The 15,366-nt window shown below is 60.6% G+C and carries 12 protein-coding genes and 2 tRNA genes; 10 read left to right on the plus strand and 4 right to left on the minus strand.

Translation table 11 applies throughout. The features are described 5' to 3' along the window. Positions 1-42 precede the first annotated feature (42 nt). The 3 genes from BT204_RS05400 (at position 43) to BT204_RS05410 (ending at position 4,648) form a co-directional block, all read left to right on the plus strand. The gene (locus BT204_RS05400) at positions 43-1,230 is read left to right on the plus strand and encodes an ATP phosphoribosyltransferase regulatory subunit (RefSeq protein ID WP_034125649.1); all 1,188 of its coding nucleotides are present in this window, start codon (positions 43-45) and stop codon (positions 1,228-1,230) included. A gap of 54 nt (positions 1,231-1,284) precedes the next feature. Beyond that, positions 1,285-2,574 (plus strand): adenylosuccinate synthase, encoded by a 1,290-nt coding sequence (locus BT204_RS05405; protein WP_014716669.1) that lies wholly within the window; start codon positions 1,285-1,287, stop codon positions 2,572-2,574. A gap of 139 nt (positions 2,575-2,713) precedes the next feature. Beyond that, positions 2,714-4,648, plus strand: coding sequence for a methyl-accepting chemotaxis protein (locus BT204_RS05410; protein WP_072445894.1), 1,935 nt, complete (start codon positions 2,714-2,716; stop codon positions 4,646-4,648). A 108-nt stretch (positions 4,649-4,756) separates the two neighbouring features. Here the strand turns inward: BT204_RS05410 and BT204_RS05415 are convergent, their stop codons facing one another. The 4 genes from BT204_RS05415 to BT204_RS05430 form a co-directional block, all read right to left on the minus strand. After that, positions 4,757-6,310 (minus strand): ABC transporter permease, encoded by a 1,554-nt coding sequence (locus BT204_RS05415; protein ID WP_054896268.1) that lies wholly within the window; start codon positions 6,308-6,310, stop codon positions 4,757-4,759. Continuing rightward, positions 6,310-7,335 carry an extracellular solute-binding protein gene (locus tag BT204_RS05420; protein ID WP_034125652.1) on the minus strand — a complete coding sequence of 342 codons (1,026 nt, stop codon included), beginning with the start codon at positions 7,333-7,335 and terminating at the stop codon, positions 6,310-6,312. Before BT204_RS05420 ends, BT204_RS05415 begins: the two co-directional genes overlap by 1 nt. Before the next feature lie 144 nt (positions 7,336-7,479). Then, positions 7,480-7,566, minus strand: a tRNA-Leu gene (locus tag BT204_RS05425). Positions 7,567-7,720: 154 nt separating this feature from the next. Further along, positions 7,721-7,807: transfer RNA gene (locus BT204_RS05430), tRNA-Leu, on the minus strand. A gap of 224 nt (positions 7,808-8,031) precedes the next feature. Between BT204_RS05430 and rnr the strand changes: the two genes are divergently transcribed. From rnr to dnaB, 7 genes are all read left to right on the plus strand, one after another. Next, positions 8,032-10,659 carry a ribonuclease R gene (rnr, locus tag BT204_RS05435; RefSeq protein WP_054896269.1) on the plus strand — a complete coding sequence of 876 codons (2,628 nt, stop codon included), beginning with the start codon at positions 8,032-8,034 and terminating at the stop codon, positions 10,657-10,659. Beyond that, entirely contained in the window at positions 10,656-11,417 is a 762-nt protein-coding gene (gene rlmB, locus BT204_RS05440) for a 23S rRNA (guanosine(2251)-2'-O)-methyltransferase RlmB (RefSeq protein ID WP_003188074.1), read from the plus strand. Before rnr ends, rlmB begins: the two co-directional genes overlap by 4 nt. Positions 11,418-11,741: 324 nt before the next feature. Beyond that, positions 11,742-12,164 carry a 30S ribosomal protein S6 gene (rpsF, locus tag BT204_RS05445; protein WP_003236224.1) on the plus strand — a complete coding sequence of 141 codons (423 nt, stop codon included), beginning with the start codon at positions 11,742-11,744 and terminating at the stop codon, positions 12,162-12,164. A gap of 28 nt (positions 12,165-12,192) precedes the next feature. Further along, the gene (gene rpsR / locus BT204_RS05450; protein WP_002551829.1) at positions 12,193-12,423 is read left to right on the plus strand and encodes a 30S ribosomal protein S18; all 231 of its coding nucleotides are present in this window, start codon (positions 12,193-12,195) and stop codon (positions 12,421-12,423) included. Between the two features lie 36 nt (positions 12,424-12,459). After that, the gene (locus tag BT204_RS05455) at positions 12,460-13,353 is read left to right on the plus strand and encodes a YybS family protein (protein WP_014716675.1); all 894 of its coding nucleotides are present in this window, start codon (positions 12,460-12,462) and stop codon (positions 13,351-13,353) included. Between the two features lie 18 nt (positions 13,354-13,371). Then, positions 13,372-13,818, plus strand: coding sequence for a 50S ribosomal protein L9 (gene rplI, locus BT204_RS05460; RefSeq protein WP_003171376.1), 447 nt, complete (start codon positions 13,372-13,374; stop codon positions 13,816-13,818). A gap of 110 nt (positions 13,819-13,928) precedes the next feature. Then, positions 13,929-15,326, plus strand: a complete 1,398-nt coding sequence (gene dnaB / locus BT204_RS05465) for a replicative DNA helicase (protein ID WP_003188079.1) — start codon at positions 13,929-13,931, stop codon at positions 15,324-15,326. Positions 15,327-15,366: the final 40 nt, after the last annotated feature.

A 15,366-nucleotide genomic window follows, 5' to 3' on the forward strand; every position in this document is an offset into this window, starting at 1 on the left:
TCGGCCGAGGGCTGGCCGCCCGGATCAAAGGGGAATGGCGTAATGGCAACGGTAGACCGCTGGCTGCTGCCAGATGGCATCGAAGAAGTACTGCCACCAGAAGCTGCGCGCATTGAAGTAGCGCGTCGCCAGGTGTTGGATCTGTTCCAGAGCTGGGGTTACGAGTTTGTCGTGACTCCCCATATCGAGTACCTGGAATCCCTGCTGACCGGCGCGGGCCAGGACCTGGATCTGCGCACCTTCAAGGTCATCGACCCGCAATCGGGCCGGCAAATGGGGTTCCGTGCCGACATCACGCCACAAGTGGCGCGCATCGATGCGCACACCCTGCGTCGTGAAGGCCCGAGCCGCCTGTGCTACGCCGGCAGCGTACTGCATGCCCAGCCGCGCGCCTTGTCGTCTTCCCGTAGCCCGATCCAGTTGGGCGCCGAGTTGTACGGCGACGCCAGCCCGAGCAGCGATGTGGAAGTGATCAGCCTGATGCTGGCCATGCTGCAACTGGCGGATGTGCCGGACGTGCACATGGACCTGGGCCACGTCGGTATCTACCGTGGCCTGGCGCGTGCTGCCGGGTTGTCCGGTGAAGTGGAGCAACAGTTGTTCGATGCCCTGCAGCGCAAGGCGATCGATGAAGTGATCGCTCTCACCGAGGGTGTGCCTGCTGAGCTGGCTGGCATGCTGCGGGCGCTGGTAAATCTGTGCGGCGGCCGTGAAGTGCTGGTGGCTGCGCGTGAGCGCCTGGCCAATGCGCCGGCACCGGTATTGGCGGCACTGGATGATGTGCTGGCAATTGCCGAGCGCCTGTCAGCACGGTTCCCGGAGCTGCCGCTGTATTTTGATCTGGGTGAATTGCGCGGCTACCACTACCACACCGGTGTGGTGTTCGCGGTATTCGTCCCGGGTGTTGGCCAGGCCATCGCCCAAGGTGGTCGCTATGACGATATCGGCGCCGACTTCGGTCGTGCGCGTCCGGCCACTGGTTTTTCCACCGATTTGAAAACCCTGGTGACCCTGGGGCGTGCTGAGGTCGAGCTGCCGTCTGGTGGCATCTGGATGCCCGACAGTACGGACGCAGCGCTCTGGCAGCAGGTTTGCCAGTTACGCCGTGAGGGTCAGCGTGTAGTCCAGGCCTTGCCTGGGCAGCCATTGGCCGCCGCCCGTGAAGCGGACTGCGACCGGCAATTGATTCAGCAGAACGGGCTTTGGCAAGTATCGCCACTGGCTTCTTGAGTTTTCCTGCCGGCCATCGCCGGCACCAAGTTTGCGCGAATGAGGACAAGTGTTATGGGTAAGAATGTCGTAGTCCTGGGCACCCAATGGGGTGATGAGGGCAAAGGCAAGATCGTTGATCTGCTGACCGAACATGCTGCCGCCGTAGTGCGCTACCAAGGTGGCCACAACGCTGGCCACACCCTGGTCATCGATGGCGAAAAAACTGTCTTGCACCTGATCCCGTCGGGTGTCCTGCGCGAAGGCGTGCAGTGCCTGATCGGCAACGGCGTGGTGGTTGCACCTGACGCTCTGCTGCGCGAGATCACCAAGCTGGAGGAGAAAGGCGTACCGGTGCGCGAGCGCCTGCGTATCAGCCCGTCCTGCCCGCTGATCCTGTCCTTCCACGTTGCGCTGGACCAGGCCCGTGAAAAGGCGCGTGGCGAGCTGAAGATCGGCACCACCGGTCGCGGCATCGGCCCGGCCTACGAAGACAAGGTTGCACGTCGTGGCCTGCGTGTGGGCGACCTGCTCAACATGCCGCGCTTTGAAGACAAGCTGCGTGAACTGGTGGATTACCACAACTTCATGCTGGTCGGTTACTACAAAGAGCCAGCCATCGAGTTTGAAAAGACCCTGGCCGAGTGCAAGGAATACGCTGAGCTGCTCAAGCCGCTGATGCTGGACGTGACGGCCGAGCTGCACGACCTGCGTCGCGCTGGCAAGGACATCATGTTCGAAGGTGCCCAGGGTTCGTTGCTGGACATCGACCACGGTACCTACCCGTACGTGACCAGCTCCAACACCACCGCTGGCGGCGTTGCGACCGGTTCTGGCGTTGGCCCGATGTTCCTGGACTACATCCTGGGTATCACCAAGGCCTACACCACTCGCGTAGGTTCGGGCCCGTTCCCGACTGAGCTGTTCGACGACGTCGGCGCGCACCTGGCCAAGCAAGGCCACGAATTCGGCGCCACCACTGGCCGTGCTCGTCGTTGCGGCTGGTTCGATGCCGTTATCCTGCGTCGCGCTATCGATGTGAACAGCATCTCGGGCATCTGCCTGACCAAGCTGGACGTACTCGACGGTCTGGAAGCCATCAACATCTGCGTCGGCTACAAAGACGCCCAAGGCAACGATGTTGCCCCGACTGACGCTGACAGCTACGTGGGCCTGCAGCCTGTGTACGAAGAAGTGCCAGGCTGGACCGAATCGACCGTGGGCGCCAAGACCCTGGAAGAGCTGCCAGCCAACGCCCGCGCCTACATCAAGCGTGTGGAAGAGCTGATCGGTGCGCCGATCGACATTATTTCGACGGGCCCGGACCGCAACGAGACCATCGTTCTGCGTCACCCGTTCGCGTAATAAGCTGTTGATGTGAAAAGCAAAGGGCTCCTTCGGGAGCCCTTTGTCGTTTCTGCCTGGCAAGCGGCACGACCCTTGCTGTGTTTCCCTCTTTCGAGGTGCTATCAAATTAGTGGCACCCGTGGTGGAGGGATTTCCAGTGTCTGCCGTTCTCTCGTTGTTACAAAGCCGTCTGTTGCGGCCGGTGTTCGTTACCCTTGGTATCGCTCTTTTGGTGCAAGTGCTGGTGGCCGTCGCGCTTACGCGGAGCACGGTGACGGCGCTGGAAGCCGATTTGGGCAATCGCCTGGGCATAGATAGCCAGAAGTTGTCTGGTGAACTGGCCCAGGCTGGCAAGGAAGTCACGTCCAGCCTGGACAGCCTGTCCGCCAGCACGCGCCAGCGACTGACAACTGGGCTTTCCACGCGCTTGCAGGAAGAGCAAAAGCAGTTGCGTGCGACGCTGGAAAAAGACCTGCAGGACTCCGCCAATGACATGGCGCAACTGCTGGCCTCGGTCGCGCCCCGTGCCATGTGGGACAGTGACGTGCCGACCCTTTCAGAGTTTGCCCGCCGGGCCCAGCGCAACCCCAATGTGCTGTTCGTGGTGTATGACGACGCCGCAGGCGAGCACCTGACGCGTTATCTGAACCGTGAGAACCCGATCAACCAGGCGTTGCTGGCAAAAGGCGCGGGTGAGCGTGCTCTGGATAAGGTACTGGACGCGGCCAAGACTGACCCTTCCGTGTACTACGTTGAAGCCTCCATCAGCCCCAACGGTGTGGAAATCGGCAAGGTGCGCATGGGCGTGTCGACCGCTGCGGTTGAGGCCGACCTGCAAGCCTTGGATAAGCGCTTTGCCGCGCTGATCGCCAGCGGTGATCAACTGGTGGGTGACAGCCTCAAGGGAGCCGCCGCTGACAGCGCCAACGCCATGGGCGCCCGGCTGCAATCGGCGCAAGCCACTGCCACGCAAATGACGGCCAATACCGCCAGCGCCGTGCAAGACGCGGCGGGCACCCTGCGCTGGCGCATCGGCATGGGGCTGGCACTGGTGGGGCTTGGGGTATTGCTGCTGATCGCCATTGTGCTGGGGCGACGCGTGGTCAATCGCCTGAAGTTGCTGATTGCCGCGATGGATGATCTGGCGGCCGGCGAGGGCGACCTCACCAAGCGCGTGCAGATCAACAGCAAGGATGAAATCGGCGATATGGCCTCGGCGGTCAATCGCTTTGTGGATAAGTTGCAGCCCATCGTGCGGGAGGCAGGCGACGTGGCCCAGCGTACTGGCGTGGAAATCGGCGCCATGACGTTGCGCAATGCTGGCGCCGATGCGGCGGCGGGCTTGCAGCGTGATGAAGTGGCCGAGAGTTTGCGCGCTTTGTCGCAAATGGCCGATGAGGCCCAGGCCGAAAGCCACGCCATGCAGGCGGCCCTGCAGCAGGTGGTGGATATTCGCCAGGCCACGGATGAGAACTCACGGACCTCGGCCGAAGTTGGCAGCTTGATCGAGGCGTTGGCGGGGCAGGTGCAGGCCGGTTCCCAGGTAATCGAACGGCTCGCGCAGCAAAGCGAACAGATTGAAGTGGTGTTGACCGTGATTCACGGCATCGCCGAGCAAACCAACCTGCTCGCTCTCAACGCGGCCATCGAGGCGGCACGGGCTGGCGAGACTGGGCGCGGCTTTGCGGTGGTGGCCGATGAAGTGCGTGCGCTGGCGAGCAAGACTCAAAGCTCCACTGGCGACATCCAGGCGCATATCGTGGCATTGCAGCAGGGCGCACGTGAGGCGGTGGAAACCATCGGCAAGGCGGGGCGCCAGGCCAGTGAGGGCTTGCTGGTGCTGCGCGACAGCGTGCGCTTGCAGCAGACGGTGCAGGCTTCTGTGGAGCAGGTGCATGCGGCGATTGGCCTGGCGACGCGTGCGGCTGAGCATCAGGCCCAGGGCGCGCATGCGGTGCGTGGGCGCGTGGAGGTGATCCATGCCCAGGCGGAGCGTGCGGCGCAAGCGGTGGTGGAGACGACGGCCAGTGGGAAGGTGCTGGATGGGTTGGCGGCGCAGTTGAAGGCGAGCTTGGGGCAGTTCAGGGCGTGAGGTTGTCTGGACGGGCTTCATCGCAGGCAAGCCAGCTCCCACATTCAACTGCATTCCAAAGTTGGAGCGCGGTCAACTGTGGGAGCTGGCTTGCCTGCGATAGCTGTTTCAGCGGCTCAAATACATCCGCGTCGTAAGTAGATACACCGGCAACCCCGACACCAGAATCAACAACGCTGCATACGGCGCCGCCGCCGCAAATTCCACATTCGAGGTATGCGCCCAGACGGCCGTTGCCAAGGTATTCAGCCCGGTCGGGCTCAGCAGCAATGTCGCCGTCAATTCCTTCATCGCATCCAGGAACACCAAGGCAAACGCCGCCCCCAGCGCCGGAAAGATAATTGGCAACGTCACCCGGCAAAACGCACTGAAGGACGATGCGCCTAACGTGCGCGCAGCCTCTTCCAACTGTGGCGCCGCCTTGTTCAGCGCTGTACGAATCGGCGCCTGGGCCAATGGCAAAAACAGCAGCGCATAAGCAATCAGCAGCAATGCCGAGGTCTGGTACAGCGCCGGCACGTAATGCAGGGCGAAATACACCAGGGTCAACGCAATCACCAGGCCGGGCAGGGCATGCAGTAAGTACGGCAAGCGTTCGGCCCATAGCGCCAGTTGCCCTTTGTAGCGCACCACCAGCAAACCAACCGGTACTGCCAGTACCAGGCACAGTGCGGCGCCGCCCAGCGAGAGCGCCAGGGAAGACAGCAGCGCCTCACCGATCTCGGCCATCGGAAACGCTGCCGACGAACCGACTGCCAACCAATACCCGAGCATTCCCAGTGGGATGCCGCTGCCGATGATCGCTAGCGCCAGGCAATACACCTGGCCCAATGGCGTCCACTTGCCCAGTCGAACCTGCTCGGCGTGCCGCGCCGCGCCCTGGCCGATGCGCACGTGCCGGCCTTTTCCGCGTACGCGCAGTTCCAGCCATAGCAGGGTCAGGCACATCGCCAGCAGCACTGCCGAGAGCATTGCCGCATTGGCATTGCTGAATTCCAGTTCGAACTGCTGGTAGATCGCGGTGGTGAAGGTCTGCAGGCCAATGATCGACAGCGCGCCGAATTCCACCAGCATGTGCAGTGCGATCAATAGTGAGCCGGCCAGCAGCGATGGCCACAGCAGCGGCAAGGTGATGCGAAAGAACACGCCCCAGCGGTTGAGCCCCAGCGTGCGGGCCGATTCTTCCAGGGAGGGGTCAAGATTGCGTAGCGTTGCCGCCACCGGCAGAAATACCAGCGGGTATTTGGACAGGCTCATCACCAGGATCGCGCCGCCAAGCCCCTCGAACTGGGCGCTCAGCGACACCCAGGTAAAACTGCTGACGAACGCCGGCACCGCAAACGGCAGGCACAGGATCACACCCCAGATGCGCCGCCCTGGCAGGTTGCTGCGTTCCAGCAGCCAGGCCAGGGACAGGCCGATCACGCCGCAGGTCAGGGTCACGCCGACCATCAGCGCCAGGGTGTTGCGCAGCAGTCCGAACACATAAGGCCGCCACAGTAGATGCACCGCCTCCGTCCAGCCCGCCTGCCAGGCTTTGAGCCCGACGTAGGCGAGCGGCAACAGGCTCAGGCCAACCAGCAACAGCACAGGTAGCAGCAGCCAGATCGACGGGCGTTTGCGACGGGGGGTGAACCCCGCGACGGAAAGCGATGGGTTCATCAGTTCAAGCCAACGTCACGTTCCAGTTCCAGGGCTTCTTCGGCGTTGCCCAGGTCTGCGGGGGTGACTTTCGGCGGCTGCAACTCGCTGAATGGCTTGAGGCCGCGGTTCGATTCCATGCCCTTGCGCAGCGGGTACTCGGCCGACGTGTTGGTGATCACGCGCTGGCCTTCTTCGCTGGCCATGAATGCCAGCAATTGCTGAGCTTCTTTGGGATGCTTGCTGGATTTGAGTGCGGCAGCGGAGGATACGGTGATCAGGCCGCCAGCATCACCATCGGTGAAGTAGTGCAGTTGGGAATCCAGATTGGTTTTTTCCTTTTTCAGGGCAAACCAGTAGTAGTTATTCACCAGCACGGTGGCCACTTCGCCTTTTTCCACGGCCTTGAGGGCGACCATATTGTTGCTGTACACCTTGCCGAAGGCGCGCAGGCCGGTCAGCCATTCTTCTGCGGCTTCGCGACCGTGCAGCTTGATGATCGCCACGGCTTGCTCCTGAAACGCGCCGCTGGTGGGGACGAAGCCGACTTTGCCTTGCCACTCGGGGCCGGCAAAATCCAGTACCGACTTGGGCAGGTCTTTTTCGGCAATCAGTTTGGGGTTGAAGGCTACGACGCGGGTGCGTGCGGTCACGCCCATCCAGTCGCCGTTTTTGCCCACGTAATCCTTGGGCAGGACATCGAGGGTGCTGGCATCGATTTTTGCCAACAGGCCTTGCTCGCCGAGTTTGTTGAGGGGCGGTGATTCTTCGGTGTAGATGACGTCGGCAGGGGAGCGCTCACCTTCTTCGACGACCTGGCTGGCCAGCTGGTTGCTGCTACCTTTGCGCACGTTGACGTGGATGCCGGTCTTGGCTTCGAAGGCCTTGGCGAGTTCATCGCCGACTTCTTTGTGTTGGCCGTTGTATAAGGTCAGGGAGACCTTGTCGGCAGAGTGGGCGGCGGGCGAGAGCAGGGTCAGGCTGAGTAGAGTGAGGGTCAGGCCGCGCAGAAGGGATGTCTTGAGTCGGTTGTCACGGATCATCATCCGAAGTGTTCCTCGCTTATATGCAACAAATCATTGCAAGGATAAACGATAAATCTTCTCAAGTGCGGATGAGGGGGAAATCATGGGGGAAGTTTTCAAACCTCGGAAACGAAAAAACCCGCTTTCGCGGGTTTGATCTGAATTTGGTGCCCAGGAGAAGACTCGAACTTCCACGACCTTGCGATCACCAGCACCTGAAGCTGGCGTGTCTACCAATTTCACCACCTGGGCATTATCTAACAACGTTGCCGCTGTTGATGGGGCGAACTATACGGCGGGGCTTTTGATCTGTAAACCCCTGATTCGAAAAATATAAATCAATTTTTCCGTTAAAAATCAGAGGCCTGAAACGAAAAAACCCGCTTTCGCGGGTTTGATCTGAATTTGGTGCCCAGGAGAAGACTCGAACTTCCACGACCTTGCGATCACCAGCACCTGAAGCTGGCGTGTCTACCAATTTCACCACCTGGGCAGCATCAACAACGTTGCCGTCGTCGATGGCGCGCACTATACGGAGCGATATTTGAGCTGTAAACCCCTGCCATGAAAAAAGCCTGGAAAATTTCGCCAGTGGTCGTGCAAGGTGCGCGCCGGGGGTCGCAAAGGGCTTTTAAACGCTTGTTGATACCTGAAATTTCCCGTTTCAATACGCGTATGCCAAACTAACCCGCATATAGACAAGGTGAAAACTCTCTAATGGCCGATTGGCAGTCCCTCGATCCCGAGGCCGCTCGTGAAGCGGAAAAATATGAAAACCCTATTCCTAGCCGCGAACTGATCCTGGCGCACCTCGCCGATCGTGGTTCGCCTGCTAGCCGTGAGCAACTGGTTGAAGAATTCGGTCTGACCACCGAAGACCAGCTCGAAGCCCTGCGCCGCCGTCTGCGTGCGATGGAGCGCGATGCTCAATTGATCTACACCCGTCGTGGCACTTACGCGCCGGTCGACAAGCTGGACCTGATCCTGGGTCGCATTGCCGGCCACCGTGACGGCTTCGGCTTCCTGATCCCGGACGATGGCAGCGACGACTTGTTCATGAGCCCGGCGCAAATGCGTCTGGTGTTCGATGGCGACCGTGCCCTGGCGCGGGTTTCTGGCCTCGACCGCCGTGGTCGTCGTGAAGGCGTGATCGTCGAAGTGGTGTCCCGCGCCCACGAATCCATCGTCGGCCGTTACTTCGAAGAAGGCGGCATCGGCTTCGTTGTGCCGGATAACCCGAAGGTCCAGCAGGAAGTGCTGATCACCCCGGGCCGTAATGGCGCCGCCAAGGTCGGCCAGTTCGTCGAGGTGAAAATCACTCACTGGCCAACGGCGCGCTTCCAGCCCCAGGGCGATATCGTTGAAGTGGTCGGCAACTACATGGCGCCGGGCATGGAAATCGACGTTGCCTTGCGCACCTACGATATCCCTCACGTCTGGCCTGAGGCCGTGCTCAAGGAAGCCGCCAAGCTCAAGCCGGAAGTCGAAGAGAAAGACAAAGAAAAACGCATCGACCTGCGTCATCTGCCGTTTGTCACGATTGACGGTGAAGATGCCCGCGACTTCGACGATGCGGTCTACTGCGAAGCCAAGCCTGGCAAGCTGCGCCTGTTCTCCGGCGGCTGGAAGTTGTACGTCGCGATTGCCGACGTGTCCAGCTACGTGAAGATCGGTTCGGCCCTGGATAACGAAGCCCAGGTGCGCGGCAACTCCGTGTACTTCCCAGAGCGCGTGATCCCGATGCTGCCCGAGCAGCTGTCCAACGGCCTGTGCTCCCTGAACCCGAAAGTCGACCGTTTGGCCATGGTGTGCGAGATGACCATCTCCAAAACCGGCGAAATGACCGACTACCAGTTCTACGAAGCGGTGATCCACTCCCAGGCACGCCTGACCTACAACAAGGTCAGCACCATCCTGGAAACGCCGAAGACCAGCGAAGCCAAGGCCCTGCGTACCGAGTACGCTGGCGTGGTGCCACACCTCAAGCAGCTGTACTCGCTGTACAAGGTGTTGCTGGGTGCCCGTCATACCCGTGGCGCGATCGATTTCGAAACCCAGGAAACCCGCATTGTCTTCGGCTCCGAGCGCAAGATTGCGGCGATCACCCCGACCACCCGTAACGACGCGCACAAGCTGATCGAGGAGTGCATGCTGGCGGCCAACGTGGCCACTGCCGAGTTCCTCAAGAAGCACGAAATTCCTGCGTTGTACCGTGTGCACGACGGCCCGCCGCCGGAGCGCCTGGAAAAACTTCGCGCCTTCCTCGGCGAACTCGGCCTGTCCCTGCACAAAGGCAAGGACGGCCCGACGCCGAAGGATTACCAGGCCCTGCTGGCCAGCATCAAGGACCGTCCGGATTACCACGTGATCCAGACCGTGATGCTGCGCTCGCTGAGCCAGGCGGTGTACAGCGCCGATAACCAGGGCCACTTCGGCCTGAATTACGAGGCGTACACCCACTTCACTTCGCCAATTCGCCGTTACCCGGACTTGCTCACGCACCGGGCGATCCGCAGCGTGATCCATTCCAAGCAGAACACCCCGCACGTCAAGCGCGCCGGTGCCATGACCATTCCGAAAGCACGGATCTACCCGTACGACGAAGCGGCCCTGGAACAACTGGGCGAGCAGTGCTCCATGAGCGAACGCCGCGCCGACGAAGCCACCCGCGACGTGGTGAACTGGCTCAAGTGCGAGTTCATGAAGGATCGCGTGGGCGAGTCGTTCCCGGGTGTCATCACCGCCGTGACCGGCTTTGGCCTGTTCGTCGAGCTGACCGACATCTACGTCGAGGGCCTGGTGCACGTCACCGCCTTGCCGGGTGATTACTACCACTTCGATCCTGTGCATCACCGCCTGGCGGGCGAGCGCACCGGTCGCAGCTTCCGCTTGGGCGATACCGTTGAAGTGCAGGTCATGCGTGTCGATCTCGACGAGCGCAAGATCGACTTCGGCATGCCTGACAAACCGGCAGAGCCTGCGGGTCGTAAAAAACGTGGTGAAACCACAGCGCCTGCGTCCAAAGGCAAAGCGGCCACCCCAAAAACCACGGCCGAGCCTGCACCTGCCAAGGCTGGTCGTCGTTCTTCCGCCAAGGACAAGGCCCCTGAAGCCTACCGCCCAAGCGACGCGGCGGCGAAAAACGCCGAGCTGCGCAAGAGCCGCGAGTTGAAGCAACAGTTGCTCAACGAAGCCAAAAGCGGTGGTAAAGCGGCGTCTGGGGGAAAGTCCCACGGGGCGGAAAAGCCGTCGAGCAAGCCAAGTAAACACCGTAAAGGCCCGCCAAAAGCGGGTTCGGCTCCCGCAAAAAGCGGCGGGTCGCGCAAACCTAAGGCCAAGTCATGAGTCTGGAAAAAATCTACGGCGTGCACGCCGTAGAAGCACTGCTGCGTCACCATCCCAAGCGCGTCAAGCAGGTGTGGTTGGCCGAAGGTCGCAGCGAGCCGCGCGTACAGGCGCTGGTCGAGTTGGCCACGCAGAATAAGGTTGCCATCGGCCAGGCCGAGCGTCGTGAAATGGACGTGTGGGTCGAAGGCGTTCACCAAGGTGTGGTGGCTGACGTCAGTCCGAGCCAGGTGTGGGGCGAGGCGATGCTCGACGAGCTGCTCGACCGTACCGAAGGTGCACCGTTGCTCTTGGTGCTGGACGGCGTGACCGACCCGCACAACCTCGGCGCCTGCCTGCGTTCGGCGGATGCTGCCGGTGCGCTGGCAGTGATCGTGCCCAAGGACAAGTCCGCGACCCTGACGCCGGTGGTGCGCAAGGTCGCCTGCGGTGCGGCGGAAGTGATTCCGCTGGTGGCCGTGACCAACCTGGCGCGTACCCTGGAGAAGCTCCAGCAGCGCGGCCTGTGGGTCGTGGGCACGGCGGGGGAGGCTGAGGTCAGCATTTATGACCAGGACCTTACCGGCCCTACCATCCTGATCATGGGCGCCGAAGGCAAAGGCATGCGCCGCCTGACCCGTGAGCATTGCGATTATCTGGTGCACCTGCCGATGGCCGGTAGTGTCAGCAGCCTCAATGTGTCGGTGGCGACGGGCGTGTGCCTATTTGAAGCCCAGCGTCAGCGTGGTGCCAAGGCTAAGGCCAAGCCCAAGAAGTAATCACCATGTGGGGCTTGCCCCAATCCTGATGTAGGAGCGAGCTTGCTCGCGAAAAACGTCAACGATAACGCGGGCTTCCTGAATGAGCGCGGTGTCTGTGAGTTTTTCGCGAGCAAGCTCGCTCCTACATTTGTGTTTGTGGTGCTTGGGGTTGTTCAAATAATCACCAATTGCCTTGCGCCGCTTCTCCCCCTTCTCTACAATTGCGCCCCTTGCCTTCCTGGCAGGCACCGATGTGCCTCCCTTGCGGCAAGATCCATAAGTGTCATTCACTCCTTGTCTGACCGTTTTTGAGCGGCAGGCTACAACCCGTAAGGAGCATTCATGCGTCATTACGAAATCATCTTTTTGGTCCACCCGGATCAAAGCGAGCAAGTCGGCGGCATGGTTGAGCGTTACACCAAGCTGATCGAAGAAGACGGCGGCAAAATCCACCGTCTGGAAGATTGGGGCCGTCGTCAACTGGCCTACGCAATCAACAATGTTCACAAGGCTCACTACGTGATGCTGAACGTTGAGTGCACTGGCAAGGCCCTGGCCGAGCTGGAAGACAACTTCCGCTACAACGATGCTGTGATCCGTAACCTGGTCATCCGTCGCGAAGAAGCCGTTACTGGCCAATCCGAGATGCTCAAGGCTGAAGAAAACCGCAGTGAGCGCCGTGAGCGTCGCGACCGTCCTGAGCACGAAGGCGCTGATAGCGCTGATAGTGATGACAGCGACAACAGCGATAACGCTGACGAGTAATCCACGGACCTTTTAAGGAGCCTATCAAATGGCACGTTTCTTCCGTCGTCGTAAATTCTGCCGCTTCACCGCTGAAGACGTGAAAGAGATCGATTACAAAGATCTCAACACTCTGAAAGCCTACGTATCCGAGACCGGCAAAATCGTTCCAAGCCGTATCACCGGTACCAAAGCACGTTATCAGCGTCAGCTGGCCACCGCTATCAAGCGCGCCCGCTTCCTGGCCCTGCTGGCCTACACCGACAGCCACGGCCGCTGAGACCGGGCAGTCGACAAGTAGTAAGGGATTGAATGCATGCGCGCCTTAGCTGAGTTCATCATGCGCGGTCGCGTGCAGGCCACTCTGGTAGTGGCTGGATGTGCGGCATTGCCGTTGCTTTATTGGTTGGGTGCTGCCGCAGGTTGCCTTGTGCTACTGCGGCGCGGTTTGAAGGACGCCCTTGGCGTTCTTGCCCTGGGTTTGTTGCCGGCCTTGATCTGGTGGCTGCAAATGGGTGATCCACGGGTACTTCTGGTACTGCTGGGGTCATCGAGCCTTGCGTTGGTTTTGCGCGCAAGTGAGTCCTGGGTCCGCACGCTGCTGGTCAGCGTGGCATTGGGGTTGGTGTACTCAGTGATGCTTGGCGCGGCTTTCCGCCCGCAGATCGAGGCGCTGGCGCAGGAGATCGTCAAGATCCTGCCGTTGGCCCTCGGGGATCTCTACCAGCATTTGTCGGTAGATGAGCGAGCGCGGTTTGCGTCACTGATTGCCCCGGTCCTGACCGGCCTGATTGCGGCTTTGTTGCAGGTCGTCAGCGTGCTGAGCCTGATTCTTGGGCGTTATTGGCAGGCGTTGTTGTACAACCCGGGTGGTTTTGGTCGCGAGTTTCGCAGTATCAGAATCCCAGCGGGGCCGGCGATGTTGCTGCTGGCGTGCATGGTTGTCGGGCCGAACTTCGGCCCACAGATGGCCTTGCTGGCGCCGATTTGCAGCGTACCGCTGGTGTTTGCCGGGCTGGCCCTGATTCATGGGCTGGTTGCGCGAAAGCGCCTGGCCAGGTTCTGGCTGGTGGGGTTGTACGTCACGCTGTTGCTGTTCATGCAGCTGATCTATCCGTTACTCGTGGTCTTGGCCATTGTTGACAGCCTGATTGATTTTCGCGGTCGTCTGGCGTCGAAAGACGCCGATAACGCGAACGGTGAAGGTTAAAAGTTAGAGGATTTTCACATGCAACTGATCCTTCTGGAAAAAGTCGCCAACCTGGGCAACCTGGGCGACAAAGTGAACGTTAAGGCCGGCTACGGTCGTAACTACCTGCTGCCATACGGCAAAGCCACCGCTGCAACCGCTGCCAACCTGGCTGCGTTTGAAGAGCGTCGTGCTGAGCTGGAAAAAGCCGCAGCAGACAAAAAAGCGTCGGCCGAAACTCGCGCTGCCCAACTGGCTGAGCTGGAAGTGACTATCACTGCCACCGCTGGTGACGAAGGCAAGCTGTTCGGTTCGATCGGCACCCACGACATCGCTGATGCACTGACCGCCTCCGGCGTTGAAGTGCAGAAGAGCGAAGTTCGTCTGCCGAACGGCACCATCCGCAACGTAGGCGAATTCGACGTAGCCGTGCACCTGCACGCCGAAGTTGAAGCCACCGTACGCGTTGTCGTGGTAGCAGCTTAAGTCGCACCTAACTGACTGGCACCTCGCGTGCCAGCCGGTTAACATCGGGCACGATCCTGTTTACAGGTCGTGCCTTTTGTTTTTCTACACACCCCAAATTCCAAGTGGCCATGAACGAAATCTCCGCTCCTGAGCAATACGATCTGCAAACCGCTGCCCTGAAGGTGCCGCCGCATTCCATCGAGGCCGAACAGGCCGTGCTCGGTGGCTTGATGCTGGACAACAACGCCTGGGAACGCGTGCTGGATCAAGTCTCGGACGGTGACTTCTACCGACATGACCACCGCCTGATCTTCCGCGCCATCGCCAAGCTGGCCGACCAGAACTCACCGATCGACGTGGTAACCCTGGCCGAGCAGTTGGACAAGGAAGGCCAGACCTCCCAAGTGGGTGGTCTGGGCTACCTCGGTGAGCTGGCAAAAAACACGCCGTCCGTCGCCAACATCAAGGCCTATGCCCAGATCGTCCGCGAGCGCGCCACGTTGCGCCAGTTGATCGGCATCAGCACCGAAATCGCCGACAGCGCCTTCAACCCCGAAGGCCGCACCGCTGCCGAGATCCTTGACGAAGCCGAGCGCCAGATCTTCCAGATCGCCGAGGCCCGCCCGAAAACCGGCGGCCCGGTCAGCGTCAACGACCTGCTGACCAAAGCCATCGACCGCATCGACACCCTGTTCAACACCGATGCCGCGATTACCGGTATTTCCACCGGTTACACCGACCTCGACGAAAAGACCAGCGGCCTGCAGCCGTCCGACTTGATCATCGTCGCCGGTCGTCCGTCCATGGGTAAGACCACCTTCGCGATGAACCTGGTGGAAAACGCCGTGTTACGCAGCGACAAGGCGGTGCTGGTGTACTCCCTCGAGATGCCAGGCGAATCGTTGATCATGCGTATGCTCTCGTCGCTTGGCCGTATCGACCAGACCAAGGTGCGTTCCGGCCAGCTTGAAGACGACGACTGGCCGCGCCTGACCTCAGCGGTCAACCTGCTCAACGACCGCAAGCTATTCATTGATGACACTGCGGGTATCAGCCCGTCCGAAATGCGCGCGCGTACCCGGCGCCTGGTGCGTGAGCATGGCGACATCGCCCTGATCATGATCGACTACCTGCAGTTGATGCAGATCCCCGGTTCCAGTGGCGACAACCGTACCAACGAGATTTCTGAAATCTCTCGTTCCTTGAAGGCCCTGGCCAAGGAATTCAACTGCCCGGTGGTGGCGTTGTCCCAGCTCAACCGTTCCCTGGAACAACGTCCCAACAAGCGTCCGGTGAACTCCGACTTGCGGGAATCCGGAGCGATCGAGCAGGACGCCGACGTGATCATGTTCGTGTACCGCGACGAGGTGTACCACCCCGAGACGGAACACAAGGGCATTGCCGAAATCATCATCGGCAAGCAGCGGAACGGCCCGATCGGGTTTATCCGGTTGGCGTTCATCGGCAAGTACACGCGTTTCGAGAACCTGGCGCCGGGTAGCTACAACTTCGACGACGACGAGTAGTTTCAAGCGCCTGTAAGGGCCTCATCGCAGGCAAGCCACA

Source organism: Pseudomonas sp. NFPP02 (genome assembly GCF_900119355.1).
Lineage (GTDB): Bacteria > Pseudomonadota > Gammaproteobacteria > Pseudomonadales > Pseudomonadaceae > Aquipseudomonas > Aquipseudomonas paracarnis.

What these genes read in the sequence shown, in the direction of transcription:
- BT204_RS05400 (WP_034125649.1), top strand. Translation starts at nt 43, where the DNA reads ATGGCAACGGTAGACCGCTGGCTGCTGCCAGATGGCATCGAAGAAGTA.
- BT204_RS05405 (WP_014716669.1), top strand. Translation starts at nt 1,285, where the DNA reads ATGGGTAAGAATGTCGTAGTCCTGGGCACCCAATGGGGTGATGAGGGC.
- BT204_RS05415 (WP_054896268.1), bottom strand. Translation starts at nt 6,310, where the DNA reads ATGAACCCATCGCTTTCCGTCGCGGGGTTCACCCCCCGTCGCAAACGC.
- BT204_RS05420 (WP_034125652.1), bottom strand. Translation starts at nt 7,335, where the DNA reads ATGATGATCCGTGACAACCGACTCAAGACATCCCTTCTGCGCGGCCTG.
- rnr (WP_054896269.1), top strand. Translation starts at nt 8,032, where the DNA reads ATGGCCGATTGGCAGTCCCTCGATCCCGAGGCCGCTCGTGAAGCGGAA.
- rlmB (WP_003188074.1), top strand. Translation starts at nt 10,656, where the DNA reads ATGAGTCTGGAAAAAATCTACGGCGTGCACGCCGTAGAAGCACTGCTG.
- rpsF (WP_003236224.1), top strand. Translation starts at nt 11,742, where the DNA reads ATGCGTCATTACGAAATCATCTTTTTGGTCCACCCGGATCAAAGCGAG.
- rpsR (WP_002551829.1), top strand. Translation starts at nt 12,193, where the DNA reads ATGGCACGTTTCTTCCGTCGTCGTAAATTCTGCCGCTTCACCGCTGAA.
- BT204_RS05455 (WP_014716675.1), top strand. Translation starts at nt 12,460, where the DNA reads ATGCGCGCCTTAGCTGAGTTCATCATGCGCGGTCGCGTGCAGGCCACT.
- rplI (WP_003171376.1), top strand. Translation starts at nt 13,372, where the DNA reads ATGCAACTGATCCTTCTGGAAAAAGTCGCCAACCTGGGCAACCTGGGC.
- dnaB (WP_003188079.1), top strand. Translation starts at nt 13,929, where the DNA reads ATGAACGAAATCTCCGCTCCTGAGCAATACGATCTGCAAACCGCTGCC.